Genomic DNA, 22,570 nt, shown 5'->3' with positions numbered 1-22,570 from the left:
CGCCGATCAGCCACCGACCGCGACCTTTCCGGCCATGTCGACGCTCACCTGCACCCGCTCCGCCTCGCGCGCCAGGGTGATGGTCAGCGGATCGGTGGGCAGGCCGGTGCCGTCGAAGGCGATCTGCTGGCGGCCGTCCTGGCCAACCAGCGCCCGCGTACCGGTCTTCCAATTGGCGCTGACGAAGGGCTTTTCCTCCATCGGCACCCATTGGCCGCCCTCGCGACGCTGGAACCCATAGCCGGAGGCGGAGACCCACACGCCCATTGGGCGCGCGGTGACGACCGCTTCGTCGCGCGCGGCGGCAACGCGCGCGGCAAAGCGATCGGCATCATCGACGATCCGGCCGCGCGGATCGGGAATGGCGATCACCACCGCAGCCGAAATGAAGCCGATGATCGTCAGCACGACCATCAGCTCTATGAGGGTAAAGCCGTTGCGTGGCGGAACCGATCCCCCATCGCCGTTCGGGCTGAGCCTGTCGAAGCCCGCTGCCGAGCGGAGCGAGGCAGCTCGCTCCGCTCGACGTGCGGCATCACATTTCGCTGGAATAGATGTCCGCATTCTCATTCTCGCCGCCCGGCTGGCCATCAGCGCCCAGCGAGCTGATGTCGAACGCGCCCTTCTTGCCCGGCACGGTGTAGATATAGGCGCGGCCCCACGGGTCCTGCGGCAGCTTCTTGATATAGCCGCCACGGCGGTAGCGCTGCGGCTGCGCCAGCGACGCGGGCGGATTGAGCAGCGCCTGCAGCCCGTCCGACGCGGCCGGATAGGTCAGGTTGTCGAGGCGATATTGCTCCAGCGCCTGCTCGATGGTCGAGATATCGGCCTTGGCCTTTTCGACGCGGGCGGTGTCGGTCGCGGGAATGACGTTGATCGCCACGATCGTCGCCAGCAGGCCGATGATGACGATCACGACCATCAGCTCGACCAGCGTGAAACCGTGTTCGGCGGAACGCCCCACTTCCTTTTCGTCATCCCCGCGCAGGCGGGGATCCATCTCCCCAGCTTGCGCTTTCGGCTCGACGTTGAGAGATGGATTCCCGCCTTCGCGGGAATGACGGAGGGAGAGGATCTTTCGCATATTCTACTCCTTCAAGCCCCGGTCAGGCTTTGCAGCTGCAGGATCGGCAGCAGGATGGACAGGATGATGACGGCGACGATGCCGCCCATCAATATGATGATGATCGGCTCCAGCATGGCGAGCGCGGCCGAGGTGAAGGCGTCGAACTCGCGCTCCAGATAATCGGCCGCGCGCTCCAGCATCGTGTCGAGCCGCCCGGCACTCTCGCCGCTCGCCGCCAGATAGACCAGCAGCGGGGGAAACACCCCTGCCCGCTTCAACGCCGCCGACAGGCTGCCACCGCCCCGGATCGCCTCGACAATCTCGTCCGACGCCTTGCGCAGCACCCGATTATGCACCGTGTTGGCGGTCAGCGACAGCCCCTCCATCAGCGGCAGCCGGCTCGCCACCATGGTCGAGAGCGTGCGCGCCATCCGCGCGGCGTGCAGGTCGCGGATCAGCCGGCCGAGCACCGGCAGCCCCAGCAGCATCGCATCGAAGCGATAACGGAAACTGTCGATCTTGAGCGCGCGCCAGAAGCCGAAGGCGCCAAGCCCGATCAGGATCAGCAACAACCACCAATAGCCCGCGAGGAAGGCGGAAATGCCCATCACCATCCGCGTGAGCAGCGGCAATTGCTGGCCCACCGTGTCGAACTGCTCGACCACCTTGGGCACGACGAAGATCATCAGCGCCGCGACCACGAACACGGCGAAGGTCGCCAGCACCGAGGGATAGGCGATCGCGGTCAGCACCTTGGACCGCATCACCGCCTGCCGCTCCATCAGTTCGGACAGACGCTCCATGATGGTCGGCAGGCTGCCGGAGCTTTCGCCGGCCGAGATCATCGCACGGTAGAGGGCGGGAAAGCTTTTCGGCTCCGCGCCCAGCGCATCCGCCAGCCGCCGTCCCTCCAGCACGCCCGAATGGACCTTGCCGACGATCGCGCGGACATGATCCTGCTCACTCTGCCGGCTGATCGTGCGCAGCGACTCCTCCAGCGGGCTCACCTGGATCAGGGTCGACAATTGCCGGGTAAAGAGCGTCAGTTCCTTGGCCGACAGCTTGGGCGCGCGCAGCGACAGGCCGGCCCGCTTGCGCGCGACCGATACGGCGCCCGGCTCCAGCCGGACGACGAACAGCTTGCGCGCATCCAGCTTTACCCGCGCCTCGTCCAGGCTGTCCGCCTTGACGCTGCCCTTGCGTTCCTTGCCCGCCGGGTCGATCGCGACATAGTCGAAATCAGCCATCGGCAATGGTTTCCACCTCGGTCGCGTCGCGGCGCGACACGCGGATCGCTTCCTCGGCCGTGGTCTGGCCGTCGCGCACCAGCGCGCGCGCGGCCGATCCCAGGTTCGGCGCGTTCAGGAAGGCATGGCGGGCGATCAGCGACTCGTCGCCGCCATCGTTGATCAGGCGGCGGATCGTGTCGTCGACGCGGATCGCCTCGAACACGCCGATCCGGCCCTTGTAGCCGGTGCCGTTGCATTCGTCGCACCCGCGCGCCCGGTAGATGATGGTGCCGGGGTCAAAGCCCAGCAGCGCGCTTGCCGACTTGTCGGCCTGCACCGGCTCGCGGCAATGCTGGCACAGCCGCCGCACCAGCCGCTGAGCGACGACGGCGCGCAGCGTGGAGGCGAGCAGGAAGGGTTCGACCCGCATGTCGCGCATACGGGTGATCGCGCCGACCGCGTCATTGGTATGGACGGTCGACAGCACGAGATGGCCGGTCAGCGACGCCTGCACCGCAATCTCGGCGGTCTCGCGGTCGCGGATTTCGCCGACCATCACGACATCGGGGTCCTGGCGCAGGATCGCGCGCAGCCCGGCGGCAAAGGTCAGGCCGACCTTGGCATTGACCTGGGTCTGGCCGACGCCCTCCATCGCATATTCGACCGGGTCTTCGACCGTCAGGATATTGCGGCTGCCATCGTTCAGGTTGCGCAGGCCGGCATAGAGCGTGGTGGTCTTGCCCGAACCGGTCGGCCCGGTGACCAGGATGATGCCGTTGGGCTCGCTCAGCCCCTCGCGGAAGATGCGGTCGGGTGCCCCGGTCATGCCCAGCAGGTCGAGCGTGATGCCGGCATTTTCCTTGTCCAGGATACGAAGCACCACCCGTTCGCCCGCCCGGCTCGGCAGGGTCGACACGCGCACGTCGAGCAGCTTGCCGCCCAGGGTCAGGCCGATACGGCCATCCTGCGGCACGCGCCGTTCGGCAATGTCGAGCCGCGCCATCACCTTGATGCGACTGACCACCACCGGCGCGACATGCGGCGGCATGCGCAGCGTCTCGCGCAGCACGCCATCCACGCGCATCCGCACGATCAGGCCCGTCTCATAGGGTTCGATATGAATGTCCGACACGCCCTGGCGCGCGGCCTCGGCAATGATGCCGTTGATCAGGCGGATCGCCGGCGCATCGTCCGCGCTGTCGAGCAGGTCGTCGGCGGTCGGGATATCGGCGGCCAATATGTCCAGCTCGTCCGCGCCGACGTCGATCGACCCGGCCATGGCGGCGGCGCTGCCCTCCATCGCATAATGATCGGACAGATGCCGGTCGAACTGCGGCGCCTCGACAAAGCGCACATCAAAGCTGCGCGCGAGATGACGGCGCACCTCCAACAGCACGCGCGGATCGCTGCCCTCGCGCACCGCGATCGACAATCGCTCGCCATCCTGCGGCAACATCACCACGCCATGCTTGCGGGCAAAGCCATAGGGAATGTCGACGGGCCGTGGCGGAAGAACCGACGGCATTACCGTCACATGCTCCTGTTCGCTCACTTCTGCTCTCCGCTTGGCGGCAGGTCGACCGGGCGGACGACGCCGCTCGACTGCCGCACCGTGGGTTCGATGCCCTGCACCTGTCCCGGTACCGGCGACGTTGCCGGCGCGGCGGCACCGGCCTGTGGCTCGACCAGCATGTCGCCGGGCTGCGGCGCGATCGGCGGCTGCGCGCCCATATAGTCGCGCACCAGCTCGTCGATGGTCGGCTCGCTGTCGGGGCTGCGCTGCAACTGCATGCCGCGCACATAGCCATAGCGCTGCTGGGTCAGGCGCTGCGCATCTTCCTTGGTGCGCAGGATGGTCGGCCGGATGAAGACCATGAGGTTGGTCTTCGTCCGGCTCTTGCTGCGCGACTTGAACAGCTCGCCAATGCCCGGAATGTCGGACAGCAGCGGGATGCGCTCGATCGTCTTGCGCTCATTATCGTCCAGCAGGCCGCCCAGCGCCAGGATTTCGCCGTCATCGACCGTGACCGTGGTCTCGATCTCGCGCTTGTTGATGATCAGGTCGCTGCTTGAATTGCTGACCGGCCCCGCCACGCTCGACACTTCCTGCTTCAGGAACAGCTTGATCGCGCCGCCGGTGTTGATCTGCGGCTTCACCTCCAGCTTGATGCCGACATCCTGGCGCTGGACGGTGCGGAACTGGTTGTCGAAATTCTGGCTCAGCGCCTCGCCGGTGGTCACCGGCACCTGCTGGCCGACCAGGATCGACGCCTTCTGATTGTCCAGCGTCATCACCGACGGCGTGGACAGCAGGTTGCTCTCGGTATCCGACTTCACCGCATTGATGATCGCCCCGAAAATGCCGTTCTTGCCGATCTGCGTGCCCAGGCCGCCGACGATGCCGGTCGCGCTGGCCAGGCTGTCGACCGCCGCCTGGGTCAGGCTGCTGGCCAGGTCGCTGTTGGTCTGCGTCTCGGTCGTCGTGGTCGTCCCGTCGGCCGCCACCACCGTCGTCTTGGTGGTGCCCAGCTTGGTCGCGCCATAGGCACCGGCAATGGTGATCAGGCTGGGCGACGCATTGCTGTAATTGGTCGCGGCAAAGCCGGTCGATGTGCTGCCCAGCAGGAACTGCACGCCCAGCTTCTTGGCCGCCGCATCGCTGATCTCGACGATGATCGCCTCCACCAGCACCTGCTCGCGGCGGGTGTCGATCTGGCGGATGGTCTCGCCCAGCATGCGCTGCACGTCGCTGTTGGCGGCAACGATGATCGCATTGGCGCCTTCATAGCGGGTGACGATCGCCGGGCCGCGGGTCGAAATGCCACTGCCGCTCGATCCGCTGGAGGCCGCCGCGACCGGTGCCGCCGCCGCGCTGGCCGGAGCCGCGCCGCCGCCAGCGCCGCCGCTGGCGCCCGCCGCCGGCACCGACGAGGTAACGGGCGAACTGCTCGACTGGCCGATCAACTGCTGCAACACCGGCAACAGCTTCTCCGCATCGGCATGCTCCAGCCAATAGACGCGGATTTCCGTGCCGCTCGCCGCCTGCCGGTCCAGCTCGCGCGCCATATTGGCCAGGCGGGTCACGGTATTCACATCACCGCGGATCGCGATTGCGTTGCTGCTGTCGATCGGCACCACGCTGGCGGCCGCCGGCGCGCCATTCTCGCCCCCGCCACTTTGCACCAGCGCCTGCAGCGATGTCGCGATCTCGCGCGCGCCGGCATTTTTCAGCATCACCATCTGGGTCGAGCTGGTATCGCGGTCGACCCGCGCAATCACCTGGCGGATGCGCGCGACATTGTCGGCATAGTCGGCGACGACGATGCTGTTGCCGGCGCGATTGGCGGTGACCGTGCCTTCCTTGCTGATCAGCGGGCGCAGCGTTTCCAGCACGCTTGCCGCATCGACCGACCGCAGGCGGAAGACTTCGGTGACGAAGCTGTTGCGGGTCGCCGCCCGGCCCACCGCGCTGGGCTGGCCGGCCGCGCCGTCCGCCGGCTGGATGCGATAGGCTCCACCGGGCGCCGGCACCGCGACCAGGCCATTGGCGCGCAGCGTCGACAGCACGATCTCGAAATATTCCGACTTGGACAGCGGCCGGTCGGTCACCACCGACACCTTGCCCTGCACCCGGTTGTCGATGATGAAGGTGCGGCCGGTGACGCGCGCGGCATCCTGGATGAAGGCGCGGATATCGGCATCGCGCACATTCAGCGTCTGCTGCGCATGGCCGGGGACCGGGGCAGCCAGGACCAGCGCGAGGGCGGCGGAATATTTGAGGATATGTCTGGTCATTGGCCTTGCAATATCAGGTTGATCGGCACGGTGACGGCGCCGCGCTCCACGGTCAGGGACAGGCGTGCGCCGGGCACGATCTGGTTCTGCAATGATGCCAGGTCACCGGCCGATCCGATCGGCTGGCCGTTGATCTGGGTCACGATGTCGCCGGCCTGGAAACCGGCATTCTGAAAGCCCGGCCCCTTGGGGCTCAGCACCAGCCCGGTCACCCGGCCATTCTGGGTGCGCGGGGAAAAGCCGATGTCGCGCTTCACCGCATCGGCGCTTGGCGCATCGCGGCCCGGCACCGGCGAGGGCGCGCCCTCGCCCGGCGCCATATCCCCCTCGGGCGCGCCGCCCGGCCCACCAGCCGGTCCGCCGGCCGCCGACGCCGGCTGCGACTGGTCGAGGAACACCTGCTCCTCCGCCCCGCCGCGATCGATGGTCACATGGTCGAAGAACACTGCCTTCAGCACCACGCCCGGCATGATCTCGTCGCCCACGGCATAGCTGTTCTGGATGCCGTCGGGCGTCGCCAGGATAGCCGATCCCTGCCCCGTCCCCTCGTTCAGCCGCACGCCATAGAGCGTCAGCGCCAGCGAGGTGACGACGCCATTGCCCGCCTGCGGCGCGCCGGTGCGGAAAAAAGGATCGAAACTGGCGAACAGCGCCTGCCGCGCACTGGCCGACAGCAGCTGCGCCTGGCGCCCTTCCCAGGGGCCGAAGGCGCCGACCGGCGTCAGCAACACCCATACCAGCCGGGCAAGCTGCAATGCCAGCACTGCCAGCAACAGCTTCTCGACCAGCCCCAGCCAGTCGACCGGCCGCGCATAGCGCCGCCACCCTTGCAACTTGTCGCCGAACGGCACACGCATGAGCCGGAATGTCCCCCTTGGTTCGCCCGCCTGCTATGCAACTCTTCTTACTGCCAGATGACGTTTATGTTACCATAATATGACAGGTAGCAATGGGGCCGCGACGATGCTTGCATTTCGCAGGGTCAACGATAGCTAGGGCCACGGAAACCGGCCTGTAGCGCCGTCATTCGCGGAAATGACCATGACCTTGTCCGACCCGATCCTGTCACCGCCCGCCGCACCCGACGCCGATCCGGCCTGGATCGCCAGCCATGCACGAGTCCAACGGGTGCCCAGCAAGGATCTCACCCTCTTCATCCAGCGTGATTTCTTGAGTCTTGACGAATGCGCGCAGGTGATCGCGCGGATCGATGCGGACCGTCGCCCCTCGACCATCGCCGACGCCAATGGCGACGGCTATTTCCGCACCAGCGAGACCTGCGACCTCGACCATGGCGACCCGTTCGTCGCCGCCATCAACGCCCGGCTCGACAGCTTCGCCGGCATCGCCACCCAATATGGCGAACCGATCCAGGGTCAGCGCTACGGCGTCGGCCAGGAATTCAAGGCGCATACCGATTATTTCGAGCCCAAGGGCGCGGACTATGACAGATTCTGTGCGGTCGCGGGCAACCGCACCTGGACCTTGATGGTCTATCTCAACGAACCGGCCGCCGGCGGCGCAACCCGCTTCACGAAGATCGGCAAGACGGTGCAGCCCGAAACCGGCAAGCTGCTCGCCTGGAACAACCGCATCACCCCGGATCGCTTCAACCCCGCCAGCATCCACCACGGCATGAAGGTCCGCAGCGGCGTCAAGCATGTCATCACCAAATGGTATCGCGAACGCCCCTGGGGCTGAAGGCGACGCCCCAGGCGGCGCACATATTTCAGCCGCGCTGGGTGATTTTCCGCCAGCGGGGTGTGCGTTCGCAACGTCCGCCCTGCAAGTCAACTATGACACCGCCCCGCGCCTGTATGACACCGCCCCGCGCCTGGCGCGCAGGGCGGGGCCCTTCTCCCGTCAGAAATCCACGGTGGCCGAGAGCCAGAGGCGGCGCCCTTCCTGGTTGATCGAATAGGCCGGGGTCCAGGCGGTCGTCGTGCCGGTCTGATAGGGCACATAGACCGCATAGTCGGTGTCGAGGATATTATAGAGCGTCGCCGACAGGCGGAAGGCCGGCGCGACCTGGTAGGAACCACCCAGGTGGAAGACTTCATAGCTGCGGAAGTCGCCCACGGACGTCTGCTGCGCATTGGCGCCACGATAACGGCTGGAACGGATTTCGGCGCGGGTCCAGACGCTGGCCTTGTCGCCCAGCTTCCAGCGCAGATTGCCGTTCAGCATATGCTTGGGCATGCCGATCAGCGGCAGCCCCTCTTCCGCGCCGCTGAGCTGCTCGGTCTCGGTATAGGTATAGTTGGCCGTCAGCGACAGGGTGGAGGTCAGGGCAAAACGGGTTGCCACCTCGACGCCGCGGGTGCGGGCCTTGTCGATGTTGATCGATTGGCTGAACAGGTCGACGGTCGGGAACGGGCCGACGTCCAGACAGCCGGGGCGATTGGGATTGCCCGAGAACTGGCAATTGGGGATGCCCGGACCGCTGGCGATCTTGTCGGTGAAGTCATTGTTGAACAGGGTGACATTGCCGCTGAAGAAGCCGTCACCGTCATAATAGAGGCCCGCTTCATAGCTGGTGCTGGTTTCCGGCTTCAGCCCCGGCGTACCGAGCAGCGGGATGCGCCCCTGCCCGCCAAAGCCGATGATGCCTTCGGCAATCTGTTCGACGCGCGGCGTCTTGAAACCGCGGCTGACACCGCCCTTCAATGTCAGCACATCATTGATGTTCCACACCGCATAGGCGCGCGGCGACCATTTGTCGCCGAAGGTCGAGTGATTGTCGTAGCGCGCGCCGCCGGTGATGTTGAAGCCGTCGACGACGGTCAGCGTCGCTTCGGCAAAGCCCGCCCACTGGGTGAACTTGAACGGTTCGGGGGCGACGCCCTCGACCATCCGCGCCTTCCAATATTGGCCGCCGACGGTGAAGGCCAGCGCGCCCGCCTTGCCGGCAAAGCGGGAATCGATGATGTCGTTGCGCGCCTCCAGCGTGCGCGGGCTGCCCGGCACCGCGCCCGGCGTGCCATTGGGGATCAGGCGGCCGATCGTCTCGGTCTCGTTGCGGGTCAGGGTGGTGTCGAGCTGGCCGAACCCCATGCGCCAGCTGTGCGCGATCACATAATTGCTGCGGTTGAACCGCTGTTCGGGGGCATAGCCGCCCGATCCCAGCGTGCCCAATTGGCCCCGGCTATTGTCATAGCGTTGTTCGTTGCGATCATATTCGAACCACAGGTCATGATCGGCATGGGGCGTCAGCGTCAGACGGCCGCCATAATTATAGATGTCGGATTCCACCGGGTTGCGGCCCAAGGTCAGCGCCGGATCGCCGGGGATCTCGATATCGGAGCCGGCGCGGTGGAAGACACTGCCGCGCAGGGTCAGGCCGGCCAGCCCCTTGATGATCGGCCCCTGGGCAAAGCCGTTGACCGACTGGATATTGCCGAAGCGGTCATCGCCCTGGATCGTGCTTTCGGCGCTGGCGGTGCCGACCCAGCGATCGCCGACCTTGCGGGTGATGATGTTCACGACGCCGCCCATCGCGTCCGATCCGTAGAGGGTGGACATCGGGCCACGCACGACCTCGATCCGGTCGATCGCGGAGAAGGGCGGTAGGAAGCTGGTGGAGGTTTCGCCAAAGCCGTTGGGCGTGACGCCGCCGGGCGCATTCTGGCGTCGGCCGTCGATCAGCACCAGCGTATAGTCGCTGGGCATGCCGCGGATCGAGATGTTGAGGCCGCCGGTCTTGCCCGCTTCGCCGCCGACATCGACGCCCTGCACATCCTGCAGCGCCTCGGCCAGGCTGCCGAACCGCTTTTCCTGCAACTCCTCGCGGCCCAGCACGGTGATGCTGGCCGGCGCCTCGATGATATTCTGTTCATAGCCGGCCGCGGTGACGACGATCGCGCTCGACTGCGCATCGGCGTCGGGCGCGGGTGCCTGCGCCTGGGCGGCGACGGGCAGTGCGAGCGCACCGATCAGGGCAGCGCCCCCCAGCAGATGGGCACGCGTCGACAAGATTGCAGGAAATGGCATTTCAGACCCCCATTGAAATAATAGTGCGACTTAGTCGCATTAGAATTTCACGGGCTGATGTGGAGGAAGAAGGTAGTGGTCAATCAATGATGATATGCCCGGCCGCCTGCGCAACAATTTCTCACAATCGCGACACCGGCGGAGCGCAGGCCTCTTCTTTACGGGACATGTTGGAGCCGCCTGGGCAACATAAGAAGGGTTGCAGACATCATGGTGGCACCCAATATCCGCTTCGACACTCGTCCGCCGCTACGGATCGCCGCCGCTCCCCGCGCAGCGAGCGCCGGGGCGATCCGGATCGGTGCATCCGGGCCTATCGGGCAGCTTGCAAGCCGGGCGATCTTGGCCTACGCGCGACCCGTCACCGCCCCAGGTCGGTCCATAAAGCCGTCCGGTGGTGCCACGCCCGGATTCATACACTTTATGGCATTGGATTTATAATGAGCATCTACCTGGATTATCTGGCCGAAATCGACAGCAGGAAAGTCCAGGGGCTCGCACCCAAGCCGATCGACGACGGCGCCCTTGTCGCCGAACTCATCACCCTGATCCAGGACGCCGGCAGCGAACATCGCGCCGACGCGCTCAAATTCTTCATCTATAATACTCTGCCCGGCACCACCAGCGCCGCCGGCGTGAAGGCCGACTTCCTCAAGAAGATCGTGCTGGGCGACGTCACCGTCGCGGAAATCACCCCCGCCTTCGCGCTGGAACTGCTCAGCCACATGAAGGGCGGCCCCTCGATCGCCGTGCTGCTCGACATTGCGCTCGGCGATGACGCCGCGCTGGCGGTTCAGGCGGGTGACGTCCTGAAAACCCAGGTCTTCCTCTATGACGCCGACATGTTCCGACTGCGCGACGCCTTCGCGGCCGGCAATGCCGTCGCCAAGGATGTGCTGGAAAGCTATGCCAAGGCCGAATTCTTCACCAAGCTCCCCGAGGTCGAGGACGAGATCAAGGTCGTGACCTTCATCGCCGGCGAAGGCGATATCTCGACCGACCTTCTCTCGCCGGGCAACCAGGCGCACTCGCGTTCGGACCGCGAACTGCACGGCCTGTGCATGATCTCGCCCGAAGCGCAGCAGGAAATCGTTGCCTTGAAGGCCCAGCATCCCGACGCGCGCGTCATGCTGATCGCCGAGAAGGGCACGATGGGCGTCGGCTCCTCGCGCATGTCGGGCGTCAACAATGTGGCGCTGTGGGCCGGCAAGCAGCAGAGCCCCTATGTCCCCTTCGTCAACTATGCGCCCGTCGTCGCCGGCACCAACGGCATCTCGCCGATCTTCGCGACCACCGTGGACGTCACCGGCGGCATCGGCCTCAACCTCAAGAACTGGGTCAAGATGACCGGCCCGGATGGCAAGGCGATCCTCAACAATGACGGCAATCCGGTGCTGGAGGAGGCCTTCTCGGTCGCGACCGGCACGGTGCTGAAGATCGACGTCAAGAACAAGAAGCTGACCGACGAGACCGGCAAGGAACTGGTCGACGTCGCCGCCGCCTTCACCCCCCAGAAGATGGAATTCATGAAGGCGGGCAGCAGCTACGCCATCGTCTTCGGCAAGAAGCTCCAGACCTTCGCCGCCGAAACGCTGGGCATCGAAGCACCCAAGGTGTTCGCGCCGAACAAGGAAATCACGGTCGACGACCAGGGCCTGACCGCCGTGGAGAAGATCTTCAACCGCAACGCCGTGGGCGTGACGCCGGGCAAGGTGCTGCATGCCGGTTCGGACGTGCGCGTGAAGGTCAACATCGTCGGGTCGCAGGACACGACCGGCCTGATGACCGCGCAGGAACTGGAGGCGATGGCCGCCACAGTCATCTCGCCGCTGGTCGATGGCGCCTACCAGTCGGGCTGCCACACCGCGTCGGTGTGGGACAAGAAGGCCCAGGCCAACATTCCCAAGCTCATGAGCTTCATGAACAATTTCGGCCTGATCACCGCGCGCGACCCCAAGGGCGTCTATCACGCGATGACCGACGTCATCCACAAGGTGCTGAACGACATCACCGTGGACGACTGGGCGATCATCATCGGCGGCGACAGCCACACCCGCATGTCGAAGGGCGTCGCCTTCGGCGCGGACTCGGGCACGGTTGCGCTGGCGCTGGCCACCGGTGAAGCCACCATGCCGATCCCGCAGTCGGTCAAGGTCACCTTCAAGGGCCAGATGGCGCCCTATATGGACTTCCGCGACGTCGTCCACGCCACCCAGGCGCAGATGCTCCACCAGTTCGCTGGCGAGAATGTCTTCCAGGGCCGCATCATCGAAGTCCATATCGGCACGCTGCTGGCCGACCAGGCCTTCACCTTCACCGACTGGACCGCCGAGATGAAGGCGAAGGCGTCGATCTGCATCTCGCAGGACGAAACGCTGATCGAGTCGCTGGAAATCGCCAAGTCGCGCATCCAGATCATGATCGACAAGGGCATGGAAAATACCGCCGGCACGCTCCGTGGCCTGATCGCGCTCGCCGACAAGCGCATCGCCGAGATCCGCTCGGGCGAGAAGCCCGCGCTGTCGCCCGACGCCAACGCAAAATATTATGCCGAAGTCGTCGTCGACCTCGACCAGATCGACGAACCGATGATCGCCGACCCGGACGTCAACAATGCCGATGTGTCGAAGCGCTACACCCATGACACCATCCGCCCGGTTTCCTATTATGGCGGCACCAAGAAGGTGGATCTGGGCTTCATCGGATCGTGCATGGTCCACAAGGGCGACATGAAGATCCTGGCCCAGATGCTCAAGAACATCGAAGCTGCCGAAGGCAAGGTCGAGTTCAAGGCGCCGCTGGTCGTCGCCCCGCCGACCTACAATATCGTCGACGAGCTGAAGGCCGAAGGCGACTGGGACGTGCTCAAGAAGTATGCCGGCTTCGAGTTCGACGACAGCCACCCCAAGAACGCCGCCCGCACCGAATATGAGAATACCCTCTATCTGGAGCGTCCGGGCTGCAACCTGTGCATGGGCAACCAGGAAAAGGCCGCGAAGGGCGACACCGTCCTCGCCACCTCGACCCGCCTGTTCCAGGGCCGCGTGGTGGAAGACACGGCCGAGAAGAAGGGCGAATCCCTCCTCGCCTCGACCCCGCTGGTGGTGCTCTCGACCATCCTCGGCCGCACGCCCAATATGGACGAATATAAGAAGGCCGTGGTCGGCATCGACCTCACCAAGTTCGCCCCGCCCAAGGCGGCCTGATCAAGACCGCCGCCCGATCGCAGGATCGGGAGGCGGCATCAGGACAGCGATGATCAGAAGCGGCGCGGGACAGTATCCCGCGCCGCTTTTTTCATGGTTCAGCTCGCGCCGCCCGCCGCATCGCCCATCGCGTTGATGGCGTCGTCGATGGTGAAGGTGTTGGGCTTCTGGATCGGCGGGAACTCCTTGAAGGTCGCCGCAAATTCGGCCGCCCCCGCCTGCGCGCCATAGAGCAGGAAGGTGTTCTTCAACACCCAGTCATAATAGGTGTTGGACGTGATGTCGGCGAACTCATAGGGATCGATCCGCAGGTTGAAGAGCTTGGGAATGCGCAGCCGGGTGAACGGCTCGCCCCAGACCTTCATCGTACCGGCGCAGCGCTGTTCCAGGAACACGCATTTCCAATTGTCGTAGCGCATGGCCAGGATGTCGCCATCGTCGCTGATGTAGAAGAAGGCATTGCGCGGGCTCTTCTCCTCCTTGCCGGTGATATGGCCGACCAGGCTGACGCCGTCGATATGGTTCTTGTAGGTCCGGCCGATCGCCTTGTAGCCCTTCTTCACCTTCTCGACGATGTCGGGCTCGCCCGCCATTTCCAGGAAGGTCGGCAGCCAGTCATGATGCTGGACGATGCCGTTGGAGACCGATCCGGCCGGCACCTTGCCCGGCCAGCGCACCATCATCGGAATGCGGAAGGCGCCTTCCCAATTGGTGTTCTTTTCGCTGCGGAACGGCGTGGTGCCGCAATCGGGCCAGCTGTTGCGATGCGGGCCGTTGTCGGTCGAATATTGGACCAGCGTATCCTCGGCGATGCCCAGTTCGTCCAGCAGGTCGAGCAGCTGGCCAACATTCTTGTCATGGTCGATCATGGTGTCGTGATAGTCGGACTGCCAGCGGCCGGCCTGGCCCTTGCTGCCCGGCTTGGGGTGCGTGAACATGTGCATATGGGTGGTGTTCACCCATACGAACCACGGCTTTCCATCGGCCTCCGCCTGCTTGATGAACTTTGACGCGCGTTCGACGAATTCATCGTCGCAGGTTTCCATGCGCTTGGCCGTCAGCGGGCCGGTATCCTCGATCTTCTGCTTGCCGACCTTGCCCCAGCGCGGCATTTCGGTGGCGTCGTCGACATCGGTGGCGAAGGAATGGATCACCCCGCGCGGGCCGAAGCGTTCCTTGAAATGCGGCATGTCCGGTTCGTTGAGCGGATAATTTTCCATCTCCGGCTCTTCTTCGGCGTTCAGGTGATAGAGATTGCCGAAAAATTCGTCGAAGCCGTGATTGGTCGGCAGCATATGGTTCAGGTCGCCCAGATGGTTCTTGCCGAACTGGCCGGTGGCATAGCCCTGCTCCTTCAGCAGCGCGGCGATGGTGATGATCTTGTCGCTCATACCCACCGGCGCGCCGGGAATGCCGACCTTGGACAGGCCGGTGCGCAGCACGCTCTGCCCGGTGATGAAGGAGGAACGGCCGGCGGTGCAGCTCTGCTCGCCATAGCTGTCGGTGAACTTCATCCCCTCCCTGGCGATCCGGTCGATATTGGGCGTGCGATAGCCCATCACCCCGTCGGTGTAGCAACTGAGGTTCGATATCCCGATATCGTCGCCCCAGATGACGAGGATATTGGGTTTCTTGTCGGCCATGGTGCTTTCCCTTCGCATGAACAGGAATTGGGTCGCCTTTGTCTGCATCCTGCCTGACCAGCCGGCTATCGGGGAAAACCCTGTGAAGCGTCCGCGATGATGCACGGACAACATGCCTGCCCGGTCGCACGCACCGCCAGCCTCTTTCCTTTCGCACCCGTCATGGCATGATGGAAGAAATGCGCTGGGGGGGGGGCTCGCGTGATTACAGCCTATGACAGGAGCATGGCGCCGTTCGACTGGGCGGCGATCCTCTATCTGATCTTCTTTGCCCTATTGTTCCTGGGCGCCCGCTGGTGGAAGCGATCCGGGCGACGGATGCCGCGCTATACGCCGGCCGCGATCCTGCTTGCCGGTCTGTGGTTCGGCGGCCTGCCGCTATTCGACCAGTTGCGGGTCGGCGCCATGGACATGGACCAGATGAGCGTGACCAAGGGGCGGATAAGCAAATTATGGGACATCCGCACGCGCAGCCGCAATACCGAACCGCTCTCCTTCCAGAAACATCAGACCAATGTCACCCAGGGCTTCGACATCGGCGAGGAGAGTTTTTCCTGGCACGAGGGCAGCCGCTGCCCGGTGGCGACCTTCTGCGGATTTGCCGGCGGTCCGCCCTATCTGCGCGAGGGGCAGAAATTGGAGGTAACCTGGTTCGCCGACCCGCTGCGCTTCGGCAAGCGCCGGATCGTGAAGCTGCTGATGGAGAAATGAGCCTGCGCCGCCGATCCCCCAACGCAAAAGGGCGCCCGATCGGGCGCCCTTTCCGTTTCGGCTGCGCCTGACGTCAGAACGTCGTCGACAGCGAGAAGTTGAAGGTCGTGCCATAATTATAGGCGTTGTAGATGACCTTGTTGGTGCCGTTCGACTGGCTTTCCTCATAGTCGTTGCCCAGGATGTTGCGCACCTCGAACTTGGCGTCGAACTGGCGCCCCGCGACATAGACGCCCTGGCGCGCCACGAAGTCCAGGTTGATGCCGGGATGTTCATAGACGTCCGGCTGGTCCTGGTTGGCCAGGCCACGGCTGGTCACGCGCTTGCTGGCATAGGACAGGATCAGCGTCTGCTGCGACAGCTTGTCCTGGTCTTCCAGGCCGAACTGGAAGTTGACCAGATGGTCCGACTGGCCTGTCAGCGGCGAACCGTTCCGGAAATAGTCGGTCGCCAGCGTCGACGACGCGCCGAACACGGCGGTGGTATCGCCGTCCTTCACCTTCAGCTTCGACTTGGTGTAGGTATAGTTGGCGATCGTCACCAGACGGCGGGTCGAGAAGAACGCGCTGTCCGACATGGACGACAGGTCGAAATATTTCTGCAACTCGACTTCGCCGCCATAGAGGTCGGCCTTGGGCGCGTTGGCGAAGCTGGTGACGAAATTGTCGCCGTTAAGCGTGATGAAGGTTTCGATCGGGTTGTCGATCTTCTTGAAGAAGCCCGACAGCGAGAAGCGCTGATCCCGCGCGAAATACCATTCATAGCGCGCTTCCGCGTTGAACAGCTTGCTGTCCTGCAGATAGGGGTTGCCCTGATAGCGACGGTTGGTGTCCGGGTCGAAATAGAACTGATAGATCAGCTCGCGGAACTGCGGCCGGGCAATGGTCTTCGACGCGTTCAGGCGCACCTGCATGTCGTCGCGCATCTGCCAGGTCAGCGTGCCGCTGGGCAGCCAATAGTCATTGTCGAGCTGGGTCGAGGCCGTGCTGGCGCCCGGCGTGCTGAACACCTGCAGCGGCGACACGGTCAGCTTGGCCGTTTCGTAGCGAACGCCTGCGTCGAGCGACAGATCGTCCAGTATCTGCCAGTTCAGCTTGCCATAGCCAGCATGGTTCTTGAGCGTCGCGCGGAAGGCGGGATTGCCTTCGTTGGTCTCGATCAGGCTGATGTCATAATAGTTGACGATGCCCGGTGCCAGCAGCAGGTCAGGGCGCAGCACGCCCACGCCCTCGGGCATGTCGCTCGACGCGCGGAACTGGAAGTCGCGGCGCGAGCTGGTGCGGTTGGTGTCGACATAGGCATAGCCGGCGGTCAGCGCCATGTCGGCCGACGGCTTCCAGGTCAGGTCCGCGCCGCCCGACCACAGATCCTCGTTGAGGTCGGAGAAGCTGACCGTCGCGGTCTGGCCGGTATTGCCGTTCAGACGGTTGACGAACAGATTGCCATAGGGGTCCGCCGCCGCATTGGTGCGGATATATTCGAACGACAGTTCATAGGGGGCTTCGCGCTGCGAATTGGCGAAGCCGCCGCGCACGTCCAGGCTGAACGCCGGGCTCAGCTTGAACTCGCCCACCACCTGCGTGTCGATCAGCTGGCGTTCATACCAGGCGGTATCCTGCTCCATGATGTCCGACGTCGGCTGGGTCTGGGTGTTGCCCAGGCCCATGCGAGTGTGCTTGAGCGTGTCGCGGATATAGAGGTTGGTCCAGCGGATCTTGTTATCGCCAAACTCCAGGCCCAGGCCCAGCAGGCCGTTCACGACGATGCGATTGTCGGTGGTGACGCGCTGGAAATCCGAATTGAGCGCCGACAGGTCGGGCGTGATCGAATTTTGCTGGCGCTGGTCGCGCGTGGTCCACTTGTTGCTGTAGCCAGCGGTGGCGATCAGGCCCAGGGTCGAACCGCCCAGGTCGAACGAGGTGCCGCCCGAGATGGTCGCCGAATAATTGGGGTCGATATCCTTGATGCGCTGGACGGTGCCCTTGCTGAAGCGCACCATTTCCGCCGCGATCGCGGTGGTGTCGACATTGCCCGAACTGATCCGTTCGCCGCTGGCGAAGAAGGCGGCGAGCGCCGGCGGAATGTCGCGGCTGCCATTGTCGAAGCCGGTCCAGTCGCTCTTGCTGCCATAATAGCTATAGCCCATCTGATAGGTGGTTTCGGTGTTGGCACCGATACCGCCGCTGATCGTCAGGAAGCTTTCCGCCGGCACCGCATTGGTCGTCAGGTTGATGACGCCGCCACCGAATTCGCCGGGATAATTGGCCGAATAGCTCTTCTGCACCATCGAGGACGAGACGATGTTCGTCGGGAACAGGTCCAGCGGCACGACGCGCTTGAGCGGCTCGGGGCTGGGCAGCGGCGAACCGTTCAGCAGCGCGAGCGAATAGCGATCGCCGAGGCCTCGGACATAGACATAGCCGTTGCCGACCACCGACAGGCCGGTGACGCGGCCCAGCGCGCCGGCGATGTTGCCGTCGCCCGTCCGGGCGATATCGGCCGAAGACAGGACCGAAACCACCGCCGGAATATTCTTCTGGACGTTGGCACTGCGGCGGCCGGTGACGATGATGTCGGAACCGGGGACCGAAATGTCGGGCGCCGCCTCCGGATCCTCGGCGGTCGAACGACCGGCAGCGGCAGCAGGATCGGCCGCCTGCGGGTCGGACGTGGTGGCATCGGCGGGCGCGGGCACTTCCTGGGCCAGCGCGGCCGGCGCGACCAGCGCAGTGGAAAGCAGCAGCAGGCCCGCGAACTTGAGCGGCGTCGCCATCGAATATCCCCTAGATAAGGTCATTGCACGTTTCGGGGCGGGATGCGGCCGATCATGGCCGCATCCCGCCCCGCATCAGGTCCGTCCCGTCTTAGAGCGGGATCGAGGTGCAGGCGCGGCGCGCGGTGCTGGTGCTGTCAAACGGCGCGTAGGCCGAGTTGCAGGTCCAGCCGGCGAACCAGGTGTCGTTGGCGTCCTTGACCGCGCCGACATAGGTCGTCGTGTCGAAGAAGCTGTCCAGCGTCTTGGCGTCGATCGCGGTGGCGGCGGTTTCGGCCGCACCGTTGATGAACACCGCGCTCAGCGAGGCCGTGTAGGCATCGTTGTTGTTGTTGCCGCTGAAGATGGCAGCGACATCGGCGGCGGTGTAGGCGGTCGCGCCGCTGCCCGAACCGATATACTTCGTCGCGTTGCACTGCATCAGGACCGAACGGGCGGTCAGCGTGGCGCGGGTCGAAGCGGTGCCGGTGCCATGCAGGCGGACGCACTCGTTGTTCGGCGACACGACGATGCCGTTCACCAGCGACAGATCGCTGTTGCCGCGGTTCAGGATCGAGGCCTGGTCATTGGCTTCGTTGTTGCTGCTGACCTGCGACTGGATCGCGGTGAAGTTGGCAACGATGGTGTTCTGGCGCGGGGTATCGCTTTCCAGACCATTGCTGTCGATTTCCATCAGCGCGTCGCCCTGGCCCGGACGCTGCACGATCAGTACATATTGGAAGCGACCCTGGATGCCGGTGTCGGCGTCGAGGCTGTCGTCATCCGCGCCGGTCGCGATATAATGCTTCATGCGCACGGTGCCGCCGAAGAATTCCGCGCCGTCGTCCGAGCTGTTGAAGCTCTGGATATAGTCCAGCGTGGTGCCGCTGCCGATGCTTTCGCCGGTCAGCGCCTGCAGTTCGGTGTTGGCACCCAGAACATAGCCCGAATAGCGGATCTGGACATATTTCATGGTGCCGGCATTATAGGCGTCGTCACGACCGCCAAAGGTCGCCGGATCGGCCGAACCTTCGGTCTGACGCTCGCAGGTATCGGCGCCGACCGAACCGCTGTTGCAGTCCGTGGTGCGCGCACGGCCCATCAGCACGACGCCGCCCCACTGGCCCATCGACGTTTCGGTCGAGTTGCCGTTGATATTGTCGCGGCTGGTGAAGATGATCGGCGCGCTGGCGGTGCCGACGGCATTGATCTTGTTGCCGCGGTTGACGGCCAGCCAACTCGTGCCGGTGCCGCCATAGACGATGACGCCCGGCTCGATGGTCAGGGTGACGTTGGTGTCGGCAGTCAGCTGGCCACCGGTCAGCGTGAAGCCGTTGGCCGCGGTGCAACCCACGGTCGAGCTGGTGACGGGCGCCGAGGTAGTGGGCGCAGCGAAGCCGCTGTCGCAGCCGACGTCTACACGGCCTTTCATCTGATAGACCAGGCCAGCGATCTTGGGCAGGGTGATGCTCTTGGCGATGATCGAAGGCAGCGTGCAGACGCGCCAGGCATCACCGTTCGAGCTGGAGATGGTGCCTTCGTCGGTCAGACCCTTGGGATCGGCGATCGTCGGGCAGCCCGCAGCCGGGGTAACGGCGGCCGGGGTCGGCGTGGGGGTCGGGGTCGGCGTGGGGGTCGGCGTCGGGTTGATGATCACGTCGCCGCCGGTGCCGGGCGAAGCGATATCGTCCGCGCCGCAGGCAGCCAGCGCCGCGCAGGCGCAGCCCGCCATCAGGATATTATGGATACGGTTGATCTTGGCCATGTCGTCTCCGCTCCGGCTTCTGCCGGGTTTGTTGCGATGCGGAGCGCAAGGGGGAAAAGCGAATCGGACAACGCCCCCTGTCGCCCTCGGAAGCGGCAGGTAGGCGCGGTAAATGACAGCCTCATTTTCCTTTTATGACATATCGGGGTCGATAAAATTACAGTTCAAAGACAGTGGCCCAACCGCCACAGCCAACAGAAAGGGGCGCCGTCCACCGGACGACGCCCCTGCGCGAGCCACTGAAACAGGGCGTTCAGCGCATCGCATAGCTCGTATTCAGGCGGGCCGAGGCGCGCTGCGCGATCGAGCGCGAGGATTCCTCGCTGCCATCGGCCAGCACCAGCGTCATGTCGGGCACGCGTGCCACCGCGGCATAGGCTTCGCGCGCATCACTGGTGCGGCCCATCCCCGCATAGGCATTGCCCAGGTTGATCAGGCGCGCCGGATCGTTGATGGTGTCGGGCCAGACCGCCTGCAGCTTGCGCGCAGCCTTGTCGAAATCATGGGCGAGCAGCGCCGACGCGGCCAGACCCGCATCCGGCACGACGCTGACGATCACGTCATCCGCCGCCGATGCCATGGCCGGCACTGCCGAAGCCAGAAGAAAGCCCGCAACTGCCGCTGCCTTGAACATCGATTTTCTCCGAAAAAAACTTTCCAACATAGCCGGAATTATTTCATCTTGATGACATCGGCACAAGATCAGGCGTGGGCGCCGATTCCATTTTATATAGACGCAATTTCATTGTCTTATGCGTTTTTCACATCAATGTCATAAAAGTGAAATCGAATGTGGCATGCAAATTTCGCCCGATTCGAATCGCATCATGGACGCGCAAAAAGGCCATGCACCGCAAGCGGCGTGGCCTGAAAAAACATCGCTGATGGATTGGGTCCGGAGGCTTCTGTTGCCCGGCGCCTCCGGGGGCCGCTGAATTCCCTTCTGTTGCCCGGTGGGTTCAACCGCGCTATTTTAGAGTAATGTCAGGCCGTGAGGCCCTCAATTACGCTGCAATGGCGAGTGCTTCGTTATCGTTGGCACTTGTGAGTTTTGCACAGTTTAACGGCTTACACGGGCCGGGTAAAAGCATCGCCTTTGAACACACGTCGATCCTAGTTCGGCCCCATCAGACACCCCGCCAGACCAAAGGTCATCCGGGACATGTGGTGGAACCGCCGGGTACTGCCCCCGGGTCCGCTGCGTCTATTATACGACACGATTTATCACCATAGCCGGGCAAGCCCGGCACCCCCTATATGGCGGCGGCCGCGCCATTTATCAAGCCGGTGTTGGTTGACGGAGGCAGCAAATGTGTATCGTGGCACTGGCCTGGCGGGCGCACCCGCGCTGGCAGCTTGTCCTGATCGGCAATCGCGACGAATATCATGCCCGCCCCGCCGCCGCGATGGCGCGCTGGGACGACCGGCCGGGCCTGGTCGCCGGGCGCGACCTGCAATCGGGCGGCACCTGGCTCGGCGCGGACGAGGATGGCCGGGCCGCCGTCATCACCAATTTGCGCGGCTTCGGCGACCCCCTGCCCGACCGCGCCTCACGCGGCGCGCTGGTGACCGACCTGCTCACCGGCACCGGCACCTATGCCGATCCCCATGCGGCGGCGCTCGACGATTTCAACCCGTTCAACCTGCTGCTCGCCGACCGCGACCGGCTCCTCTTCCTCACCAATCGCCCCGAACCCCAGCGCAGCCTGCTCGCACCCGGCCTCTACGGCCTTTCCAACGGCCCGCTCGACCAGCCCTGGCCCAAGACGCTCGCGCTCAAGGAAGCGATGCTGCAATGGCTGGTCGCCGGCGCGACCGATCCGGAAAGCCTGTTCGACGCCCTGCGCCGCGAGACCCTGCCCGCCACCGGCATCGCCCCGGCCACACCGTCCGACGCCCCGCTGGAGCCGCCCCTCTCCCCCATCTTCATCTGCAACCCCGTCTATGGCACACGCTGCAGCAGCGTCGTCGCCATCGCCCCGGACGGCGCCGGCCTCGCCTTGGAACGCCGCTTCGACGCGCAGGGCCACGTCACGGGCGGCAGCCGCATCGTGTTCCATTGGCCGAGTGCCTAATGACAGCGATACTTGCGACAGCCCGAAACGACCAGTTTTGGGGCGTTTAGCTGGTGGGCGAACCTTCCTACTAGCGGACGATGAGCCTGCTCGATAGAGTATCGGATGGCTCCGAAAGATTACGCTCTTCTGTCATTCTTGATACCGATACTCGTCGCTATTTCCTTAGTTAATAGCCGGATGCGATTGGCTGAGCCAAATCGGCGAATATGGATGGGGGTGGCCTTTTTCTGTATCGCACCATTGATATTCATAGCAATGATGTTGATACCGACGCCCGATAGCAGCGAGTCCGATATATCGATCAGAAACATCGTTGTGATGGGGATGGCTTCTGC

15 protein-coding genes, 1 other RNA gene and 1 pseudogene are annotated in these 22,570 nt (G+C 64.3%); 4 read left to right on the top strand and 13 right to left on the bottom strand.

Annotation, left to right across the window (positions count from 1 at the left end):
• Nucleotides 1-6: 6 nt before the first annotated feature.
• The 6 genes and pseudogenes from BRX37_RS05375 to BRX37_RS05350 form a co-directional block, all read right to left on the bottom strand.
• Nucleotides 7-453 (bottom strand): annotated as a pseudogene (locus BRX37_RS05375) (GspH/FimT family pseudopilin); the annotation flags it as partial.
• An 82-nt stretch (nucleotides 454-535) separates the two neighbouring features.
• Complete coding sequence (gspG, locus tag BRX37_RS05370; RefSeq protein WP_017500625.1) at nucleotides 536-1,000, bottom strand: type II secretion system major pseudopilin GspG; 465 nt, start codon at nucleotides 998-1,000, stop codon at nucleotides 536-538.
• A 95-nt stretch (nucleotides 1,001-1,095) separates the two neighbouring features.
• A complete protein-coding gene (gene gspF, locus BRX37_RS05365) occupies nucleotides 1,096-2,313 on the bottom strand; it encodes a type II secretion system inner membrane protein GspF (protein ID WP_004207447.1) in 1,218 nt (405 codons plus the stop codon).
• Nucleotides 2,306-3,820 (bottom strand): type II secretion system ATPase GspE, encoded by a 1,515-nt coding sequence (gene gspE, locus BRX37_RS05360; RefSeq protein WP_010336568.1) that lies wholly within the window; start codon nucleotides 3,818-3,820, stop codon nucleotides 2,306-2,308. The genes gspF and gspE overlap by 8 nt, the downstream gene beginning before the upstream one ends.
• Before the next feature lie 23 nt (nucleotides 3,821-3,843).
• Nucleotides 3,844-6,090 (bottom strand): type II secretion system secretin GspD, encoded by a 2,247-nt coding sequence (gene gspD / locus BRX37_RS05355; protein WP_125985823.1) that lies wholly within the window; start codon nucleotides 6,088-6,090, stop codon nucleotides 3,844-3,846.
• Nucleotides 6,087-6,947, bottom strand: coding sequence for a type II secretion system protein N (locus BRX37_RS05350; RefSeq protein WP_125985822.1), 861 nt, complete (start codon nucleotides 6,945-6,947; stop codon nucleotides 6,087-6,089). The genes gspD and BRX37_RS05350 overlap by 4 nt, the downstream gene beginning before the upstream one ends.
• A 184-nt stretch (nucleotides 6,948-7,131) precedes the next feature.
• Between BRX37_RS05350 and BRX37_RS05345 the strand changes: the two genes are divergently transcribed.
• A complete protein-coding gene (locus BRX37_RS05345; protein WP_097383488.1) occupies nucleotides 7,132-7,791 on the top strand; it encodes a prolyl hydroxylase family protein in 660 nt (219 codons plus the stop codon).
• Between the two features lie 162 nt (nucleotides 7,792-7,953).
• Here the strand turns inward: BRX37_RS05345 and BRX37_RS05340 are convergent, their stop codons facing one another.
• Nucleotides 7,954-10,080: a TonB-dependent receptor domain-containing protein gene (locus tag BRX37_RS05340; RefSeq protein ID WP_125985821.1), complete on the bottom strand. Its 2,127-nt coding sequence runs from the start codon at nucleotides 10,078-10,080 to the stop codon at nucleotides 7,954-7,956.
• Nucleotides 10,081-10,520: 440 nt separating this feature from the next.
• Between BRX37_RS05340 and BRX37_RS05335 the strand changes: the two genes are divergently transcribed.
• A complete protein-coding gene (locus BRX37_RS05335) occupies nucleotides 10,521-13,286 on the top strand; it encodes a bifunctional aconitate hydratase 2/2-methylisocitrate dehydratase (protein WP_125985820.1) in 2,766 nt (921 codons plus the stop codon).
• Between the two features lie 98 nt (nucleotides 13,287-13,384).
• Here the strand turns inward: BRX37_RS05335 and BRX37_RS05330 are convergent, their stop codons facing one another.
• Nucleotides 13,385-14,929 carry an arylsulfatase gene (locus BRX37_RS05330; RefSeq protein ID WP_125985819.1) on the bottom strand — a complete coding sequence of 515 codons (1,545 nt, stop codon included), beginning with the start codon at nucleotides 14,927-14,929 and terminating at the stop codon, nucleotides 13,385-13,387.
• Between the two features lie 201 nt (nucleotides 14,930-15,130).
• On the opposite strand from BRX37_RS05330, the gene BRX37_RS05325 reads away from it, so the two are divergent.
• Nucleotides 15,131-15,640: a hypothetical protein gene (locus BRX37_RS05325; protein WP_318276612.1), complete on the top strand. Its 510-nt coding sequence runs from the start codon at nucleotides 15,131-15,133 to the stop codon at nucleotides 15,638-15,640.
• Between the two features lie 73 nt (nucleotides 15,641-15,713).
• Here BRX37_RS05325 and BRX37_RS05320 read toward each other — a convergent pair whose 3' ends face one another.
• From BRX37_RS05320 to ssrA, 4 genes are all read right to left on the bottom strand, one after another.
• Nucleotides 15,714-18,413, bottom strand: a complete 2,700-nt coding sequence (locus BRX37_RS05320; protein ID WP_125985818.1) for a TonB-dependent receptor domain-containing protein — start codon at nucleotides 18,411-18,413, stop codon at nucleotides 15,714-15,716.
• Between the two features lie 91 nt (nucleotides 18,414-18,504).
• Nucleotides 18,505-20,157: a hypothetical protein gene (locus BRX37_RS05315; protein ID WP_125985817.1), complete on the bottom strand. Its 1,653-nt coding sequence runs from the start codon at nucleotides 20,155-20,157 to the stop codon at nucleotides 18,505-18,507.
• A gap of 253 nt (nucleotides 20,158-20,410) precedes the next feature.
• On the bottom strand, nucleotides 20,411-20,791 hold the full coding sequence (locus tag BRX37_RS05310; RefSeq protein WP_004207460.1) for a hypothetical protein: 381 nt from the start codon (nucleotides 20,789-20,791) through the stop codon (nucleotides 20,411-20,413).
• A 298-nt stretch (nucleotides 20,792-21,089) separates the two neighbouring features.
• Nucleotides 21,090-21,444, bottom strand: a transfer-messenger RNA (tmRNA) gene (gene ssrA, locus BRX37_RS05305).
• A gap of 23 nt (nucleotides 21,445-21,467) precedes the next feature.
• Here ssrA and BRX37_RS05300 point away from each other — a divergent pair.
• Nucleotides 21,468-22,232 (top strand): NRDE family protein, encoded by a 765-nt coding sequence (locus BRX37_RS05300; protein ID WP_125985816.1) that lies wholly within the window; start codon nucleotides 21,468-21,470, stop codon nucleotides 22,230-22,232.
• Nucleotides 22,233-22,351: 119 nt separating this feature from the next.
• On the opposite strand, the gene BRX37_RS26640 is transcribed toward BRX37_RS05300, so the two are convergent.
• Entirely contained in the window at nucleotides 22,352-22,546 is a 195-nt protein-coding gene (locus BRX37_RS26640; protein ID WP_097383496.1) for a hypothetical protein, read from the bottom strand.
• Between the last annotated feature and the right edge of the window lie 24 nt (nucleotides 22,547-22,570).

The organism is Sphingomonas sp. S-NIH.Pt3_0716, assembly GCF_003950715.1.
Taxonomy (GTDB): Bacteria; Pseudomonadota; Alphaproteobacteria; order Sphingomonadales; family Sphingomonadaceae; genus Sphingobium; species Sphingobium yanoikuyae_A.
Note: the sequence above shows the minus strand (reverse complement) of the source record. Positions and strands in the feature narration are given on the sequence as shown.

Excerpts from the sequence above, each read along its gene's own strand:
- gspG (WP_017500625.1), bottom strand. The coding sequence starts at position 1,000 with ATGGATCCCCGCCTGCGCGGGGATGACGAAAAGGAAGTGGGGCGTTCC.
- gspF (WP_004207447.1), bottom strand. The coding sequence starts at position 2,313 with ATGGCTGATTTCGACTATGTCGCGATCGACCCGGCGGGCAAGGAACGC.
- gspE (WP_010336568.1), bottom strand. The coding sequence starts at position 3,820 with ATGCCGTCGGTTCTTCCGCCACGGCCCGTCGACATTCCCTATGGCTTT.
- gspD (WP_125985823.1), bottom strand. The coding sequence starts at position 6,090 with ATGACCAGACATATCCTCAAATATTCCGCCGCCCTCGCGCTGGTCCTG.
- BRX37_RS05350 (WP_125985822.1), bottom strand. The coding sequence starts at position 6,947 with ATGCGTGTGCCGTTCGGCGACAAGTTGCAAGGGTGGCGGCGCTATGCG.
- BRX37_RS05345 (WP_097383488.1), top strand. The coding sequence starts at position 7,132 with ATGACCTTGTCCGACCCGATCCTGTCACCGCCCGCCGCACCCGACGCC.
- BRX37_RS05340 (WP_125985821.1), bottom strand. The coding sequence starts at position 10,080 with ATGCCATTTCCTGCAATCTTGTCGACGCGTGCCCATCTGCTGGGGGGC.
- BRX37_RS05335 (WP_125985820.1), top strand. The coding sequence starts at position 10,521 with ATGAGCATCTACCTGGATTATCTGGCCGAAATCGACAGCAGGAAAGTC.
- BRX37_RS05330 (WP_125985819.1), bottom strand. The coding sequence starts at position 14,929 with ATGGCCGACAAGAAACCCAATATCCTCGTCATCTGGGGCGACGATATC.
- BRX37_RS05320 (WP_125985818.1), bottom strand. The coding sequence starts at position 18,413 with ATGGCGACGCCGCTCAAGTTCGCGGGCCTGCTGCTGCTTTCCACTGCG.
- BRX37_RS05315 (WP_125985817.1), bottom strand. The coding sequence starts at position 20,157 with ATGGCCAAGATCAACCGTATCCATAATATCCTGATGGCGGGCTGCGCC.
- BRX37_RS05310 (WP_004207460.1), bottom strand. The coding sequence starts at position 20,791 with ATGTTCAAGGCAGCGGCAGTTGCGGGCTTTCTTCTGGCTTCGGCAGTG.
- BRX37_RS05300 (WP_125985816.1), top strand. The coding sequence starts at position 21,468 with ATGTGTATCGTGGCACTGGCCTGGCGGGCGCACCCGCGCTGGCAGCTT.
- BRX37_RS26640 (WP_097383496.1), bottom strand. The coding sequence starts at position 22,546 with ATGTTTCTGATCGATATATCGGACTCGCTGCTATCGGGCGTCGGTATC.